General features: G+C 61.8%; 17 protein-coding genes and 2 pseudogenes. 10 read left to right on the top strand and 9 right to left on the bottom strand.

The window, feature by feature from the left end; translation table 11 throughout:
* Window positions 1–656: 656 nt before the first annotated feature.
* A complete protein-coding gene (locus tag FJW03_RS07145) occupies window positions 657–3,224 on the top strand; it encodes an EAL domain-containing protein (protein ID WP_140762099.1) in 2,568 nt (855 codons plus the stop codon).
* A gap of 70 nt (window positions 3,225–3,294) precedes the next feature.
* Here FJW03_RS07145 and FJW03_RS07140 read toward each other — a convergent pair.
* Window positions 3,295–3,434 (bottom strand): annotated as a pseudogene (locus tag FJW03_RS07140) (HlyD family type I secretion periplasmic adaptor subunit); the annotation flags it as partial.
* A gap of 173 nt (window positions 3,435–3,607) precedes the next feature.
* Here FJW03_RS07140 and FJW03_RS07135 point away from each other — a divergent pair.
* Complete coding sequence (locus FJW03_RS07135) at window positions 3,608–3,796, top strand: hypothetical protein (RefSeq protein ID WP_140762102.1); 189 nt, start codon at window positions 3,608–3,610, stop codon at window positions 3,794–3,796.
* Between the two features lie 34 nt (window positions 3,797–3,830).
* Here FJW03_RS07135 and FJW03_RS07130 read toward each other — a convergent pair whose 3' ends face one another.
* Complete coding sequence (locus FJW03_RS07130) at window positions 3,831–4,898, bottom strand: GH25 family lysozyme (protein ID WP_140762105.1); 1,068 nt, start codon at window positions 4,896–4,898, stop codon at window positions 3,831–3,833.
* A 237-nt stretch (window positions 4,899–5,135) separates the two neighbouring features.
* Between FJW03_RS07130 and FJW03_RS07125 the strand changes: the two genes are divergently transcribed.
* Both FJW03_RS07125 and FJW03_RS07120 read left to right on the top strand, forming a co-directional pair.
* Window positions 5,136–6,116 (top strand): DUF1402 family protein, encoded by a 981-nt coding sequence (locus FJW03_RS07125; protein ID WP_413466470.1) that lies wholly within the window; start codon window positions 5,136–5,138, stop codon window positions 6,114–6,116.
* 26 nt (window positions 6,117–6,142) lie between these two features.
* Window positions 6,143–6,778 (top strand): DedA family protein, encoded by a 636-nt coding sequence (locus FJW03_RS07120; protein WP_140610170.1) that lies wholly within the window; start codon window positions 6,143–6,145, stop codon window positions 6,776–6,778.
* Here FJW03_RS07120 and FJW03_RS07115 read toward each other — a convergent pair.
* The 5 genes from FJW03_RS07115 to FJW03_RS07095 all read right to left on the bottom strand — a co-directional run bounded on the left by FJW03_RS07115 (window position 6,762) and on the right by FJW03_RS07095 (window position 10,262).
* Complete coding sequence (locus FJW03_RS07115) at window positions 6,762–7,553, bottom strand: phosphodiester glycosidase family protein (protein WP_140762111.1); 792 nt, start codon at window positions 7,551–7,553, stop codon at window positions 6,762–6,764. The two genes, FJW03_RS07120 and FJW03_RS07115, sit on opposite strands and share 17 nt — an antisense overlap.
* 122 nt (window positions 7,554–7,675) lie before the next feature.
* Window positions 7,676–8,302, bottom strand: a complete 627-nt coding sequence (locus FJW03_RS07110) for a transglutaminase-like cysteine peptidase (protein ID WP_140762114.1) — start codon at window positions 8,300–8,302, stop codon at window positions 7,676–7,678.
* Between the two features lie 145 nt (window positions 8,303–8,447).
* Window positions 8,448–9,320, bottom strand: coding sequence for an undecaprenyl-diphosphate phosphatase (locus tag FJW03_RS07105; protein ID WP_140610173.1), 873 nt, complete (start codon window positions 9,318–9,320; stop codon window positions 8,448–8,450).
* A 192-nt stretch (window positions 9,321–9,512) separates the two neighbouring features.
* Window positions 9,513–9,710, bottom strand: coding sequence for a hypothetical protein (locus FJW03_RS07100; RefSeq protein ID WP_140610174.1), 198 nt, complete (start codon window positions 9,708–9,710; stop codon window positions 9,513–9,515).
* 156 nt (window positions 9,711–9,866) lie between these two features.
* Window positions 9,867–10,262, bottom strand: coding sequence for a GFA family protein (locus tag FJW03_RS07095; RefSeq protein ID WP_140762117.1), 396 nt, complete (start codon window positions 10,260–10,262; stop codon window positions 9,867–9,869).
* Window positions 10,263–10,379: 117 nt separating this feature from the next.
* Between FJW03_RS07095 and FJW03_RS07090 the strand changes: the two genes are divergently transcribed.
* A complete protein-coding gene (locus FJW03_RS07090) occupies window positions 10,380–11,408 on the top strand; it encodes an isopenicillin N synthase family dioxygenase (RefSeq protein WP_140762121.1) in 1,029 nt (342 codons plus the stop codon).
* 40 nt (window positions 11,409–11,448) lie between these two features.
* Here FJW03_RS07090 and FJW03_RS07085 read toward each other — a convergent pair whose 3' ends face one another.
* Window positions 11,449–11,697, bottom strand: coding sequence for a ParB N-terminal domain-containing protein (locus tag FJW03_RS07085; protein ID WP_140762124.1), 249 nt, complete (start codon window positions 11,695–11,697; stop codon window positions 11,449–11,451).
* Between the two features lie 159 nt (window positions 11,698–11,856).
* Between FJW03_RS07085 and FJW03_RS07080 the strand changes: the two genes are divergently transcribed.
* Window positions 11,857–12,270: an acyl-CoA thioesterase gene (locus FJW03_RS07080; protein ID WP_140762126.1), complete on the top strand. Its 414-nt coding sequence runs from the start codon at window positions 11,857–11,859 to the stop codon at window positions 12,268–12,270.
* Window positions 12,271–12,285: 15 nt separating this feature from the next.
* On the opposite strand, the gene FJW03_RS07075 is transcribed toward FJW03_RS07080, so the two are convergent.
* Window positions 12,286–13,245 carry a LysR family transcriptional regulator gene (locus tag FJW03_RS07075; RefSeq protein ID WP_140762128.1) on the bottom strand — a complete coding sequence of 320 codons (960 nt, stop codon included), beginning with the start codon at window positions 13,243–13,245 and terminating at the stop codon, window positions 12,286–12,288.
* A gap of 137 nt (window positions 13,246–13,382) precedes the next feature.
* Here FJW03_RS07075 and FJW03_RS07070 point away from each other — a divergent pair.
* From FJW03_RS07070 to FJW03_RS07055, 4 genes and pseudogenes are all read left to right on the top strand, one after another.
* Window positions 13,383–14,164, top strand: a pseudogene (locus tag FJW03_RS07070) (ABC transporter substrate-binding protein).
* A 65-nt stretch (window positions 14,165–14,229) separates the two neighbouring features.
* Window positions 14,230–14,877, top strand: coding sequence for an amino acid ABC transporter permease (locus FJW03_RS07065; RefSeq protein WP_140762131.1), 648 nt, complete (start codon window positions 14,230–14,232; stop codon window positions 14,875–14,877).
* Window positions 14,878–14,889: 12 nt separating this feature from the next.
* On the top strand, window positions 14,890–15,549 hold the full coding sequence (locus FJW03_RS07060) for an amino acid ABC transporter permease (protein WP_140762134.1): 660 nt from the start codon (window positions 14,890–14,892) through the stop codon (window positions 15,547–15,549).
* The gene (locus FJW03_RS07055; RefSeq protein ID WP_140762136.1) at window positions 15,546–16,310 is read left to right on the top strand and encodes an amino acid ABC transporter ATP-binding protein; all 765 of its coding nucleotides are present in this window, start codon (window positions 15,546–15,548) and stop codon (window positions 16,308–16,310) included. The genes FJW03_RS07060 and FJW03_RS07055 overlap by 4 nt, the downstream gene beginning before the upstream one ends.
* The last annotated feature ends 1 nt before the right edge of the window (window position 16,311 follow it).

Here is a 16,311-nt window from a genome sequence, read left to right as displayed (position 1 = left end):
GAGAGCAATGGTCCTACTCTCGCTTTGGGTGGGAGCCATCCTGCTCATCCCGAGCGCCGCGCATCTTCAGAGATGCCGCACAGGCTCGCGATGGATCAGGCAGTCTATTTCGGCGCACAGCAAATGTAGCTCGGCTGGCCGCTGTTCGGCCTGCCCATCACCGCAAAGCTCATCCTTGACGCAATACTCGCTGTCCTGTTGCTGCGAATGAAAATGGTCTCCGCGGCGCTGACCGGGTGCGGACTGATCGTGTTCTTCCTGTGGGTCCAGCCGATCAATGTCGCGACCTCAAACTGGACAACCCAGCCAGGGCAATGGGAAAGGCTCCGGCAACGCTGGGAATACGCTCATCTCGCAATTGCGCGCCATCCTGCATCTCTTTGTATTCTCGCGGTTATTGGGCGCAAACCTCGGAGCAACAGGAAAGCATCGTCCTTTCCGCCTCGTCCATGATCGCGAGATCTGGCAGGAAAGCCTGCGCTCGACGCCCTCGATAGTTGAAGAAAATAGCTGAGCTGCTTTTACCTGCTGCAAGCGGATAATATCGCTAAGGCCCATCTTAAGTCAGCCTTAATACGTTTGGCGCTATATTACGGAAAGCGCTCTAAATTTCCCGCGGAATCAGCGTATGGCGCGGGATTGGTCTAATTACACCAATGTTTTACCTGAAGCCATTGAAGGATGTTAGCGTCAGGACCAAGCTCTCGCTGGGCTTTGGTCTGGCGTTGTTGTGCGTCCTGGCAGTAGGGCTATTTGGGGTGGATCAGCTGCGATCTCTCAATGAAATCACAGGTGAGATCACAGGCGTTTGGTTGCCGCAGGTCCAGGTCGTGGAGGAGATGAAGCGCAATCTCGCGGAACATCAGCTCTATGCGACGCTGCGCATGCGCACCGACGATACCCGACAGCTGCTGCGCATCGATGACGAGATGGCGAGGGAGAGCGACGAGATTCTGAGGGGTCGGCGTGCCTACCGTAGAAGCGCCGGATCGCGCGCCGAGCAGGAACTGTTCGATCAGTTCGTTTATCTGTGGACGGCCTATCAAGACTCCCTGACATCCATTTTCCCGCTCCTGGAAACAGAGGGGCGAACAAAGGCCCTTAAAGAGTTCGAGACGGTATCGCTGCCAACCGTCGCCGAGGCGGCGCAGCGGCTGGACGGCTTGCTGGCCCTCACCAATCAGCGCAGCACGGCTGTCGCAGCCATGGCGGATCGCACCTACACCATCGCGCAGCGGCTGACCTGGGCCGCGATTGCCTTTGCCGCCGTGTGCCTCGGCGGGCTTGTCGCCTGGATTCGACACAATGTCAGCAAGCCGATCCTCACGGTGAGCGAGGCGATGCATCGCCTAACACTGGGTGACCGCCGCTCAACCCTCGTTGCACCCAAAAGGGATCGCCGGGACGAGATTGGGGTGTTGTTCTCGGCCTTTGCCGGCTACCGTGCCAGCCTGGAACGCAGTGATGCCTTGGCCCGCGAGGCGGAGCTGGAACGGCAGCATCTGGCCGCAGCAGCAGCAAACATGCCGGTGGGTCTGTGCATGTTCGATGCCGAGCGGCGGCTGGTTTTTTGCAACCAGACCTACGCTGACCTCTATCACTTGCCGGAGACCCTGACCCGTCCAGGCTCGCATTGGGCCGATTTGAAGCGGTTCCGGATCGCCGCGGGGCTCTATGTCGGCCTGGAGCCGGAAAGATATCTGGAAGAACTCTCGGCGACGATCGACCGTGCCGAGCGCGTCGTGAGCCTCGTCGAACTCCGGGACGGGCGCACAATCGACCTCATCCACCAGCCGCTGCCAGGCGGCGGATGGCTTGCCACGCACCACGACGTGACCGACTTGCGGCGTAGCGAGGCCCGCATCTCGCATATGGCCCGCCACGACGGGCTTACCGATCTTCCGAACCGTACATTGTTCCACGAACGCGCCGAGGAAGCTCTGATCGAGATGAGCCGGCAGAACGGCAAGGTCGCCGTCCTTTGCCTTGATCTCGATCATTTCAAGACGGTCAACGACACGCTGGGGCATCCGATTGGTGACGCCCTGCTGAAGGAGGTCGCCGCCAGGCTGAGGCGCGTCCTCCGTGAAGGCGACACGGTAGCCAGGCTCGGTGGCGACGAGTTCGTGATCATTCAGAAGGGGACGGATCAGCCGGTCGAGGCCACTGCCCTTGCTCAAAGGGTCATAGACGCGCTGAGCGCGCCTTATATCGTCGATGGACACGGGGTTATGATCAGCGCCAGCGTCGGCATTTCGATTGCGCCGGACGATGGCGAGAACGCCGACGAGCTGCTCAAGAACGGCGACATGGCGCTCTACCTGGCAAAGGCGGACGGACGCAGAACATATAGGTTCTTCGAGCCGGAAATGGATGCCCGCATGCAGGCGCGGCGGTTTCTCGAACTCGATCTGCGCGAGGCGGTGGGACGGGAGCAGCTCGAGATCTATTACCAACCGCTCCTCAATATCGGCCGCGGCGAGGTCAGCTGCTTCGAAGCGCTGCTGCGCTGGCATCACCCGAAGCGTGGCATCGTCTCTCCGGCAGAGTTCATTCCCCTGGCCGAGGAGATCGGCCTCATCGTCCCGATCGGCGACTGGGTGATCAAGCAAGCGTGTCTCGACGCAGCAGGCTGGCCCAAAGGCATCAAGGTTGCCGTCAACCTGTCGCCGACGCAGTTTCGCACGCGCTTGCTTTCGACGATCGTCGAGGCACTGGATGCCTCGGGGCTGCCCGCGAGTCAGCTCGAGCTTGAGATCACCGAGACGGTACTGCTGGCCAACAGCCCGGCGACTCTCGCGCTGCTGCAGCAGATCCACATACTGGGGGTGCATATTGCGATGGACGACTTCGGAACCGGATATTCGAGCTTGAGCTACCTGCGCTCTTTCCCGTTCGACAAGATCAAGATCGACCAGTCCTTCGTCAGGGATGCCGATGACGTCGACAGCTCGGTTGCCATCATCCGGGCCGTCACGAGCCTTGGCAACAGCCTCGGGATACAGACCACCGCCGAAGGGGTCGAGACAGCGGAACAGCTCGAGCGGGTACGAAGAGAAGGCTGCACCGAGGCACAGGGTTTCCTGCTCAGTCGGCCGCTCCCTGCTCGGGAAATCCCCGCAATGCTGCAGCGCACGCGCGCCGTCGTGGCTGGCGACATCATCGAGCCTGCACCCGAAATAACGGCCGAGCGGAAAGATCGGCGTCGCAAGAGCGCGTTGTAGGTAACGCCTCATGGTTGCAGCTGCGCGAGAAGCTCGGCCTAATCAGCTAGCTAGAAGACAAAGCTCGCCGGCGCTCGTTCATCGTCAGATCAGCTGCGATGCGAGACACCTTTCCGTTGAGTTTAGGCGTGGTGCGCTGATTGAAGGCGGAAAGGCGAAGAACCGCCTTCTGCCGAGTTGAACCTGGTCGATGTCGGGCGGCGCGATCCGATGAAGCCGCCTTGATATCCAGTTATCGGGCCGGAACAAGAATTATCCCTCAGACACGGCAAGGCCGAACGAGACGCGAAGGCCATCCACACGAGGAAGTGATAAAGAAGCAATTTGACGATCGATCCGATCGGACCGAGGAATCCCGAGAGACAACAGCCGGGACGATGCGCATGAGCGACGAATCCGACGACGACACTGATATCGTGAATCAGCTCGCCTATATCAGAGCCGATCCAACCCAGCACGACACGCTTACGCTTCTCACCATGATCGATGCCGCGATTGCCGAGATCATGAGCTTGAGGATGAAGCTGCGGCTGAGCGAGGAAAGGAATGGCGGGAGCAACCAGTTCCAATAGCTGGCCGGAACGGGAATGAACGGCGACGCGAACCCTACTCCGCGTCCGCCATCATCTGCCGACCGCCGGCCCAGGCGCGCCATTGACGCTCGTCGCCATGGAAAACGTTGAGGTCGATGCGGCCGGTGACGCCATGCGACAGGCCGGAGCCGGAATATTGCCAGAACAGCCATTTGCGATCGGGATAGACCTTTGACGGATGTCTCGCCACCGCCCGCAGCCAGAACGGATAGTCGAGAAAGGCGCCCTGCAGATTGTCGCGATAGAAATCCGGCGCGGTGTAGATGATCGGACGCTGGCCATAGTGACGCTCCAGCTTGTCCATGAACACCTGCATCTTCTCCAGGACCTTTTCGCGCGACGGCCGCCGCTGGCAGCTGGAGTCGCCGTTCCACTCGACATCGATCACCGGCGGCAAGGCGCCTTCGACCTTCGGCACGTTGCGGATGAACCAGTCGGCCTGCTCGCCGGCGGTTCGGCACCAGTAGAAGAAGTGATAGGCGCCGCGCTTCAGCCCGGCCGCGTCGGCGCCGCGCCAGTTCCTGGTGAACATCGAATCAAGATGGTCGCCGCCATCGGTCGCCTTGATGTAGGCGAAGTTGGCGCCCTGGGCGCGTAGCTTCTCCCAATTCACATTCCCTTGCCAGCGCGACACGTCGACCCCGTGCACGGCAAGATGCCGGGGCGAGGAGCGGCCGAAATTGATCGGTTTGGCATCGCGAAAGCCATAGCGCGTGATCGGCCCGGCAAGCATGGGCGGGGCTGCCCGCGACAAAAGTTTCGGAGGCGAGACCAGGGCTGCCGGCTCGACCGGCGGATCGACGCTGTCGGGCAATTCGGGCGCCGGAAACGCCACCGTTTCCTCCTCCGCAAGGCCAAAGGGGCGAACAGTGTCGTCCACGGGCGCGGGCTCAGTGCGCTTGCGCGCATTGTTGACCCTGGTGACGGGGACGGATGCGATCGGCGCGCTTGGCCGCACCACCGAACTGGTGGTCTCGTTCGACGGCTTCTGCACGTCGAGCGCATCCATGCCCGATGTCGACGAGCAGCCGGCAAGGCACAGTGATGCGATCACGAAACTGATGACGCCTGGTAACCGCATCTGGACCTGTACTCGAAACGCAACAGACCGAAGGCGACGGCCGACGGACAACCAGGCTCAGTTATGAACGAGAAATTACCAATAAAGTTTGAATCAAGTTTTTTACCAAACCTGTGACCCGTTTCAGACATCCGCCGTCAATGGCGGCCCAAGCCTTGACAGCGCCATGATGTGGCTGTTGAGAGCAGTATGCGGCGTCTCCGGCGACGTTCCCCGAGAGCCCAAAAAAGGCGCCCGATGATTGCGTTGCAGCGATTTCTCCTGGTCCTCCTGCTCGCGGCCCTCTCCTGGAGTGGCGCGCTCATGGTGGAGACGGCGCATGCCGGCGGGCTGGTCGTCGTTCCATCCGGCAATCGCTCCGAAACGCAACCGCCAATCCCGGATGCATCCGCGACGCGAACGCGCGCCTTCAAGACCACCTACCCGGAAAAATACGAGAAGATCGTCGCGCTGCTGAAGCACGAGAAGAAACTGGTGGCGCACATCAAGCAGGTGGCGGCCGCCTACGATATCGATCCTATCCATATCGTCGGCGCGCTTGTCGGCGAACATACCTATAACGTCACCGCCGTCGGCTCGGTACAGACCTACTATGTGAAGGCACTGTCCTATTCCGGCCTCGACTTTGCCTTCCGCTACAAGGGCGTGCCGGTGCAGACCTTTGTCCAGCGGCCGGAGTTCGCGGCCTGCGCCGAGGCCAAAGACAGTGCCGCCCTGTGGAGTTGCCGCGACAGGGTCTGGGTAGAACATTGTGGCAAGAGCGTCGATAGCGTCACCTACGAGGCCATGACCTTCCAGCAGGCGTTCTTCCAGCCCTTCTTCGCCGGCCAGACATTCGGCCTTGGCCAGATCAGCCCGTTGACCGCGCTGGAAGTGACCGACCTGGTCAACAGGGTGAGCGGCTATGACAAGCTGACGCCAGATCGTCCGCAGGCGATCTATCGTGACGTCATGGATCCGGACCGCAGCATCGTCTACATCGCGGCGATCGTGCGCGACGCCATCGACGCCTACAAACAGGAGGGCTTCGACATATCGGGCAATCCGGGCATAACGGCCACGCTCTACAATGTCGGCCAACCCCGGCAGCGGGCGGCCGACCTGCGCGCGGCAGTCGCCAGTGGCAAGGGCCGCAAGCTGCCGGTGGAAAATTATTATGGCTGGCTCGTCAACGACAAGCTCGACGAACTCAGGAGCCTGCTCGATAGCGGCAGCTGAGAGACGCTTTTTATCAGGGAGCTTGCGTGCAGTCGTTCATCGACCAGAGCGTTTGTTTCATCGAAAACCATCAGGCCTGGGCAGGCGTCGTGGTCGGACTGCTGGCGTTCGGTGAATCGCTGGTGCTGGTCGGCATCCTCTTGCCCGGCACCACGGTCCTGGTCATCGTCGGCGGCCTGGTGGGCGCAGGCATTGTCCAGCCTTTGCCCGTTCTTCTCGCAGCGATGGTCGGTGCGACGCTCGGCGACACCGTCTCCTATTTCCTTGGCAAATGGCTCGGACGCGGTGTCGTCCATAAATGGCCGCTCAATCGCTACCGGCGCGAGATCGCCCGGGCGCGGCTGTTCTTCCATCGTTATGGCTTCGCGGCGGTTTTCGTCGGCCGCTTCTTCGGCCCGGTCCGCGCCACCGTGCCGCTGGTCGCGGGCATGATGGGCATGAACCGGCGCCGCTTCCAGATCGCCAACATCCTGTCGGCGATCATCTGGGCTCCAGCCGTTCTGTCGCCGGGATGGCTGGTCGCCAAGGGCGCCGGCAGTCTCCCCGAACTCGATGCGACCAGCCTGTTCGGCATGGCGGTGATCGCAGCCATCGCCTTGGTCATCATAGCGGTGATCGCCGGCAAGCTCCGGGGCAAGCGCCAGCCTAGCCGCGCTTCCTGAACACGCCGATCATCGGTCCCAGATTCCAGTAATCGTCGTTGCGGCCGATTGCCGGGGCAAGCAGGCTTGAAATCGAGCCGTCGAGGAACAGCGCATTGTCGCAGCCGAGCGCATCGCGAAAGAGCCGGGCGAATGCATGGAACGTCACCGCACCATTCGAAATGGCAAAGACCGCGACACCGTCCTTTCGCACGCCGACACCGTCGCGGGTCTTGCGCGAGGTGCTGTCGGACTGGAATTTCGGATGAAGGTGGCCGTCGATCACCAGCATCGGCCCGGATTGCGTCGCATAGTCGGTGGGCGGCCGCTTCCTGACGAAGTCCCTTGTCGCCCGGACCGCGGCCTTGCCGCCGCTGATGTAGAAGATGCCATTCGGCTGCAGCGAAAAATTGCCGGTTCCCGATCCCGTCTTCACATCAGCCATTTCCTGGCCTCGCTCGATATAGAGGCCGACCGGCCTGAGGTCGGGGTGATACATGCCGGCATTGATGGCAAACAGCATGGTGCGGCCGGCCGCGCGCTGAGCATAATCGAGATTGTGCAGCGATTGAAAAGGTTTACCAGCTGGATCCTTCCAGAACAGCTCGATCGAATAGCGTTTCGGGTCGACCTCGCAGACGAGATAGCTGGCCGCCTCAAAGGCAAAACCGCGGCACGGTGGTACCGTTGCGAACCATTGGCCGAACGCCATCATCGTGGCGATCGCCTGGGGCAGGGCGGTCTTGGCGAAGGCCGCCAACAGCGGGACGGCGTTGAGAAGTGTCGGAAAATCCATGCGCCTACCGGATTGCCAGCTCCAACGAGCGACGTGGATACCACCGCGGGGCGCCAAAATGGAAGGCGGCTTGAACAGAACGCAGGAACGGTCCTTTAGCGGGCGCCATAGCGCCGCGGAGACTATTTGACAGCGCTGACCAGCTGTTCGTCGCCGCCAAGAATGGAAACCCAGTGCCCGGTGTTGTCGCTCGCCTGCCTCTTCAGGTAGCGGTAGCTGGTCTGGTTCCAGAGGCGGACCTTGTCGGTCAGGTTGTCGAGGATGAAGTCGCCCTTGTCGGTGCGCACTGTCAGCACGGCATGACCTTCGCCGTCGGGCTTGCGCACCACCGTCATCAGGAGATTGGCGATGGCAATGCCTAAACTGTTGAGTTCGCGCCGCTTTTCCAGCGCGTAGTCCTCGCAATCACCGAAGCCGTTGTCGGGATAGGCCCACCATTCCTCCTTGCCGTAATTGTCGAGGTCGCTCATCGGCTTGACGCGCGTGTTGACCGAGAGATTTACCGCCGTGATCCCGTGCAGCAGCTTGCCGGTCATATGTTCGGGCGCGTTATCGGGTGAGCGGATGGAGCATTCCGCGACATGGATCTTGCAAAAATCATAGTGGCCGATCGGCTGGGAGGTCGAGCCACCGATAACCATGGACGCGGGCGCGGAATAGGCGAAGCTCGCCGCCGAACAGAAAGCGGTCAGCGCAACCGCCAGCCCCAGCCCCTTCGCCTTGCGGCGCCAACCTGTCGAGGATGCCATGCGGCCCCGCCCATCGTTTTTGTTAACGGAACGTTAAGGGCGGTTATGTCCCGAAGTCAATGAACGCGGCTGATCACATCTTTGCGGGAGCCGCATGGGCCTTGGCGGGTTGCAACGGCGCAACACCAAGGTCCAGGTTCCCAGGCTAGGCCAGCCATCCCATCGCGACGCCGAGCAACAGGACGACTCCGAGCAGGCCACGGTAGATGACGAAAGGCCAGGCGGAGAACCGTTCCAGAACGCGCATCAACCCCCAGATGGCGAAGAAGGCGGAGATCGAGGCGACGACCAGCCCCGTGGCAAGAACCGACCACCCATGGGCATCAAGGTGAACCTTGTGCAGTTCCCACAGTTCCTTCAGACCGGCCAGCGCGATCGCCGGTAGGCCGAGCAGGAACGAGAACCGCGCCGCCTCGGCCCGTTTGAAGCCGAGCCCCAATGCCGCCGTCAAAGTCGAGCCCGAGCGTGAGACGCCGGGTATCAGCGCGCCGATCTGGGCGATGCCGACCAGAAGCGCGTCGGCGAGCGACGCTTCGCCCATGGTGCGGCGGTGGCGGGCGAAAATCTCGGCCAGCGCCAGCAGGACCGCCATGACGATGCAGGCCCATCCGATCACGCTCAGGCTGCGCAGCGGCGAATTGCAGGTATTAAGAACGCCTGACAGCGCCACGCCGGCAATGACGATCGGGATCGTCGCCAGCACGATCCAGGAAGCCAGCCGAAAGTCGCGGTCCGCGAAATCGCGCCGCACGAGAGCCCCGAGCGAGCCGAACACGAGATCCCTGACATCGCCCCAGAAATAACTGACGACGGCGGCGAGCGCGGCAAGCTGCATGGCCGCGGAGAAGGCGGAGCCGGGATCCTGCCAGCCAAGCACCGCCGGCACGATGCGCATGTGGGCGGTCGAGGAAATCGGCAGCAATTCGGTGATGCCCTGAACGAGGCCGAGAAAGGCGACCTTGGCATATCCCAGGCCGACAAAGCCCGTATCCACGCCCTGAGTGCAGATGTCAGCCATGTCGGGTTCCGTGTGTGAGAGATCTAGCTTGCGCAGGTGTTACCGGCGTCGGTCGGTCCCGCGCAAGCCTTACCGTCATGGGTCGGATAATCAATTTACGGATTTGTAAGCTGGCGCCGTGCGTCGAAGTACGTCGTCCGGGACCGGCCCAAGAGGCCGGCCTGTGTTCTCATGGGATAGAACGGCAAGCAATTACGGGCACAGCCAAGGTTTCTGGCAAGTCCTGGCGATCACATGGGCCGGGGGAACGACAGGTTCTTCGGCCGATGGTCGGCGCACCCGTTCGAGCAGCATGCGTACCTGTTCCGGGCGCACACGGTCGCGCTCCATCACAAGCAGGACCATCGGATCGCTCAAAAGCTCGTCCAGGGTGCTGATGCTGTCGTTCATCCGTCGTCTCCTCGAATGCCGGCCCGCGCAGCATAGATAGGACGCAAAGATGGCCCGCCAATGACGGTTTGCCGGCTATCGCGTGACGATTTGGATTAATTTTTTGTCATGACTGCACGGGTTCGTCCTTCTCCGTACGGGAGAAGGGGGAAGTACTTACGGAGGCGGGGCGCCTTCATATTGCGGCAGGCCGTCGTCAAGGACCAGCCAAGGCTGCTTCGAGCCGGTCCAGATATGCATCTGCGGCCGAAACAGCGAAGGATCGTCGAGCGATCCGGTGGTGATGCCGATGATGCCGGCGGAATCGCGCCGCGAAAACATCGTCGTGCCGCAATTCGGACAAAAGCCGCGCTTGAGATCCGGCGAGGTGTTCACAGTCGCCAGCGGTCCTTCGACCGTCACATCGTCGATGCGAAACAGCACGCGCGCATTGAAGGCAGCGCCGATCGCCTTCTGGCAAAGCCGGCAATGGCAGATACGTTCGTTGACAGGATCGACGTCGGCACGATAGCGCACCGCTCCGCACAAGCACCCGCCCTGATATCCAGCCATCGTCCTGATCCAGTCTTGGAGAGAGTAATCGACAGGCTAGCGGCGGAACCGATTGGGTCAATTGAAAAGCTTTGATACAAGGTCATCGATTATGATGATGCGGGTGGAACGGAAGCCATGACGCCGGATATCGAAACCATCGGGATTGCGGACCTGTTCGGGCCGCCCTCGCCCGCCCGCGACCGCACCGACGCCCGGATCATGGCCGCCGCCTCGGGCATCGGTTTCATGGCGGTCCGCGATTTTCCCGGCGATGGCTGGCTGACGCCGGACAAGCGCGCGCAATTGCTGCGCATCTTCACGCTTCCCGATGCCGAGAAGCAGAAACTGCTGCGCTGGAATTTCGACCGCACCAAGAAGAATTTCTACCGCGGCTGGTTCCCGCTGCAGCCGCGAGCCGTTTCCTACAAGGAAGGCATCGACATGGGGCCTGACCTTGCCGATCCGACGCGTGTTTCGGCTTCCGATGATCCTTTGCGCGAGCCAACACCTTTGCCGGCCGAAAATGCCCTGCCCGGCTGGCGCTCCGCGGCCGCCGACTACTATCGAGCGATGGGGACGGTCGGCAACGCGCTGATGCGGTCGATCGCCCGCGGGCTTGGCCTGCCGGAGACGGTCTTCGATGCCTATTTCGATCAGGGCATCTCGACGCTGCGCCTGATCCGCTATCCCCTGCGTGACGTCAATGCCGGCGCCGATGCTGGTGGCCCGCAGTTCTCGGCGGTCCATCGGGGCGAAACACGCACCATCATCGGCGGCGAACATGCCGATTCAGGCTTCGTCACTTTATTGGCGCAGGACGGCGTCGAGGGCTTGCAGGCAAAAAACCTGGCCGGCGAGTGGATTGACGTACCGCCGGCCAACGGCACGCTGGCGGTCAATTTCGGCCAGTTGCTGGAGCGCTGGACCGGCGGACGTGTCAGGGCGACGCGGCACCGGGTGATTGCGCCGAAGACGGTGCGTTTTTCGATCCCGTTTTTCTACGAGCCGCGCGTCGATGCCGAGATCGCTCCGTTGCCACTGAGCGGCACGGAACCTTTCGAGCCGTTTCTTTATGGTGATTATCTCTGGGACTCGGCGACGAATTTCGTCGAGATGAGCGGCATCAAGCATCTAAGGCTGCCCCACCGGACACGGGCCTCCTGAGCCGAGGCGGGCCATCTCGCGGCAGACAGCGAGGCTCGCGTCAGTGGCGCTTGGCTTGGACCAGATAAGCGTCGATCTCGGTCTCGCCGAGCCACTTGGCTGCTTCCAGACGATGCAGGCCTTCGACGAGTACATGGCGCTTGCCGTCGTGGCGGACCTGGATCGGCGTCTTCATGCCGTTCTCCAGTATATTCTCGGCGAGATGCCGCACCGTCTCGGGATGCAGCGTCTTCCTGCGCGCAGTGGGCACGTAGATGTCGTCGACCTTGACCTTTTGCACCCTCAGCATGCCTGTCCCCGTGGCGGAACCGCCGCCGTCTTCCTGAGATAGTCGGTTTGTTCAGGAGGACCAAGGGCGCGGCTAACGAATATCGGCCCGTCCACCGGTTTGCCTCTCGCCACGCGTTTCGCTATGGCGTCTCGCGATCCTAATAGAGGCCACGGAACCATGAGCAAATCCCTCGTCACCTTCGTCGGTGTCGTCCATCCCTGGATGTGCGACGTGATGGGGCACGTGAATGTGCGCCACTACGCGGCGATGTTCGATGATGCCAGTTTCCAGCTCCTCGGCCATATCGCCGGGCAGGATGGCAGCCAGGCAGAGGCGACCGGGTGGGCCGATGTGCGCACCGAAATCGACTATCGCAATGAAACGAAAGCCGGCTCGCTGATTACCATCCGTTCGCATGTGGCGAAGATCGGCCGCACCTCCATCACCTTCGAACAGATCATGTCGGGATCGCTCGACGGCATCGTCCATGCATCGAGCCCGACGACCAGCGTGCGCTTTGATCTTGCCGTGCGGGCCTCGGTGGCGCTCGACGAGCCGATGCGGAGCCGTGCGGCGTTCCTGATCGAATAGGCCGGCTTCGACCGATCAGCCGTTGTAGATGCGATCCTCGATCGGCGTCTCGGCGATCAGTGTCTGAAGCCCCGAAAGCAATGCCTTCTCGGCCCGGTTCATCGCCTTGTCGGGGTTGACCAACAGGAAGATGTCGATCGCCGGCGGCGCATCGTAGGGCGGCAGCCGCCATAGCACGCCGTCGCGCACATCGCGCCGTGCGACATGCAGTGGCAGCGGGCCGATGCCGAGCCCGGCCACGATCATGCGCCGCACCTCCTCCAGGCTCGAGGACACGCCGACGACATCGGCGTTCAGCCGGGCTTCGCTGCGCAGCAACGCGACAGGCCTCAACGCGTCCGAAATGTGGTCGGTCTGGAAGGAGACCTGGGGCTCGCCGCGCAGATCCGCCAGCGCCAGTCCGGTTTTTCCGTAGAGCCTATGCCGCGGGCCGCAGAAGAAACCGAAGAACTCGCGGTAGACCATCTGATAATCCAGTGCGGGATCGCGCTGGCTGACCAGGCAGATGCCGAAGGAGGCACGGCGCTCCCTCACCTGCTTGGCCACGTCCATGCTTGCCGCGACCGAGATGGTGATCGAGGCGCGCGGATAGTTGCGGTGGAATTCCGCCAGCGCCTGGTCGAACAGTGGCGAAACGACATGGCTTGCGGTCGCGATCATGACGTGGCCGGTGACGTCATCGCTGATGCCGCGCATCAAGAGCGGCAGTTGCGAGATGGTGCCGAACACCTCGACGCTCTGCTCGTAAATCAGCCTCCCGACTTCGGTGAGTTCAAAGCGTGTCGCGTCGCGCTCGACCAGCCGCCGGCCAACCCGGTCCTCCAGGCGCCGCAAAGCATTGCTGACGCTGGGCTGCTTGAGGTTGAGGCGCTCGGCGGCGCGGGTGATGCTCTTCACTTCCGCGATGACGACGAATGTCCGCAGAAGGTTCCAGTCTAGATCCCAGACCAGACGTTCGGGGCGAGGCAAAGCCATTCCTGATATCTATACTCCCTATTCCCATTATCTATTTGCGCAATGCTGATGCAAAGGCAATCATTGCCATCAGGAGAGCGCCCCAACGCCTCCCAAGAACAAGCCTTCGCGCTTCATCCAGAGGACAGAAATTTCAGATGAACAGGGTATTCTCCGGCATCGCGAGTGCCGCACTGCTGCTTGCGTCGGCCTTCACCACCGTTTCGGCGCAGGCCGACGATCTCGAAAAGGTCAAGGCGGCGGGCGAGCTGAAAATTTCCATGAGCGGTCAGTATCCGCCCTTCAACTTCGTCAGCGATCAGAACGAGATCGTCGGCTTCGACCCGATATCGGCAAGGCCATCGCCGAGCGCATCGGTATCAAGGGCACCATCATCACCACGGCCTGGGACGGCATCATCGCCGGGTTGGTGGCCAACAAATACGACACCATCGTCGGCTCGATGACGATTACGCCGGAGCGCGAAAAAGTGGTCGATTTCGTCGGGCCCTACTATCACGCCGGCCGCGCGGTTTTCGTCAGCGAGGCTTCCAAGGTCCAGAGCCTGGACGAGCTCAAGGGCAAAACCCTTGGCGTGACACTGGGCGAAACCCATGAGAAATGGGCCCGCGCCCAAGGCGGCTGGGACGTCCGCACCTACAAGGGCCTGCCCGAACTTCTATTGGAGCTGAAGGCAGGCCGTGTCGACGCCATTGTCGTCGATAACATACCGGTCATGGTCGCCGTTAAGGAAACCGGCGAGAAGGTGCGCAGGCTCGACACGCCCAATATCGAGGGCGGCAGCGTCGCCATCGGCATCGCCATCCGCAAGGACAATCCGGAGCTCAAGGCCGCCATGCAGAAGGCGCTGGACGAGATGATGGCCGACGGCAGCTACGAGAAAATCTCCAAGCAGTGGGTCGGCAGCGACATCCGCTAATCTCCTCAGGCCTCGGGCGATCCAGATTCGCCTGAGGCCAAGCACCTCTCCCGCCGGGCCGTTCCATGGATTTCTCCCTGATGCAGCGCGTCTTCCCGTTCTTCGTGGAAGCCGCTTTGGTGACGTTGGAATTGACAGCCCTGGCCCTGGTTCTGGGGCTGGCCGGGGCAGCGCTGGCCGCTGCCGCAAGAATGTCGAGGTCGGCGATCCTGCGCGCCATCGGCACGGCCTATGTCAGCCTGTTTCGCGGCACGCCGTGCCTGATCCAGCTCTTCGTGCTGTATTTCGGCGGCCCGCAGATCGGCGTCAATCTTGACCCATTCGCGGCCGGCGTCATCGGCCTTGGCCTCAACATCGGCGCCTATATGGCGGAATCGATCCGCGGCGCGGTGATGGCGGTCGACCGGGGCCAGACGGAAGCTGCCCGCACGATCGGCTTCAGCCGCTTCCAGACCTTGCGCAAGGTCGTGCTTCCACAGGCCGCAAGGCTGATGATCCGGCCGCTCGGCGTCAATACGGTCGCTCTGCTCAAGGGGTCGGCGCTCGTATCCACCATCTCGATGGTGGAGCTGACCTATACCGCCCAGCGCTTCATCGGCTCGACCTACAAGCCGTTCGAGATCTTTGGCGTCGCGGCCCTGCTCTACATGGTCATGGTCTACGCCGTCGCCCGTGTCGTCGATCTGCTCGACAAACGCTTCGCCATCGTCTGACGGGAGAGCGCGATGCAAGGTTTGGATTTCACCGTCGTCACGCCCTATTGGGATCTCCTGTTGACGGGCGTCTGGTGGACCGCTGTGCTGACGGCTTCGGCGGGAGCACTCAGTTTCATCTTCGGCATCCTGTTTTCCGTCATAGTGCTCTATGCGCCGGCAATTCTCGCCTATCCCGTGCGTGCCTTCATGTGGGTGTTCATGGGTACGCCGCTGCTTTTGCAGCTGTTCCTGATCTATTTCGGCCTGGTGCAGATCGGCATCGATATTCCCGCGCTTGCCGCCGGCATCGTCGGGCTCGGCCTGCACTTTGCCGTCTACAATGCCGATGTGATGCGCGCCGGCATAGTGGCTGTCGACCTTGGCCAGACGGAAGGGGCGCGCAGCATCGGTTTCGGCAAGTGGCAAACGCTGCGCTATGTCGTCATACCGCAAGCCGTGCGCAACACGGCGCCACCGATCGGAAGCAACCTGATCGCGCTGTTGAAGGAATCCTCGATCGTCTCGGTCATCGGCATCGCCGAACTGGTCCACTCGGCGCAACTCGCGATCAGTGAAACCTTCCGTCCCTTCGAGTTCTACATCACCGCCGCCGCGCTTTATTACATCTTGAACCTTGTGCTCGAAGCGGCCTTGCATCGGTTTGAAAGACATGTGGAGGTTTCCCGATGAGCACGCAGCGGCCAATGGTCGAGGTCCGCGGCACACGCAAATCCTTCGGCGCCGTCGATGTTTTGAAGGGCATCGGCCTGTCGGTCGAACGTGGGCAGATCGTGGCCATCATCGGGCCGAGCGGCTCCGGCAAGAGCACGCTGCTGCGCTCCATCAACCATCTCGAGACCTTGAACGGCGGTGAAGTCTGGCTCGACGGCGTGCAGGTCAACCAGAAGCTGCACGGCCAGGCCTTCGAGCGGCACATCAACAAAGTGCGCCAGCAGATGGGCATGGTGTTCCAGCACTTCAAGCTGTTTCCGCATCTGACCGTGATCGAGAACATCACGATGGGGCCGGTGATCCTTAAAGGCATGCCGAAGGCCGAAGCCCGGGCGCTGGCGGTTGGCTTGTTGTCGAAGGTCGGGCTCGCCGACAAGGTCGACGCCTATCCGTCGCGGCTTTCGGGCGGACAGAAGCAGCGCGTTGCGATCGCCCGCGCGCTGGCCATGCAGCCAAAGGTGATGCTGTTCGACGAAGCGACCTCCGCGCTCGACCCCGAACTCGTCGACGAGGTCAACGCGGTGATGAAACAGCTTGCCGCGGAACACATGACCATGCTCATCGTAACGCATGAAATGCGCTTTGCCGGTGAAGTCGCCGACAGGGTGCTGTTCATGGACGGCGGCGTGGTGGTCGAGGAAGGCCCGCCGATCGAGATCTTCCGTTCGCCGCAGAAAGAACGCACGCGCAGCTTCCTCAAAAAATATCTTTCCGCCTGAG

This window comes from Mesorhizobium sp. B4-1-4 (genome assembly GCF_006439395.2).
Classification (GTDB): domain Bacteria; phylum Pseudomonadota; class Alphaproteobacteria; order Rhizobiales; family Rhizobiaceae; genus Mesorhizobium.
Note: the sequence above shows the minus strand (reverse complement) of the source record. Positions and strands in the feature narration are given on the sequence as shown.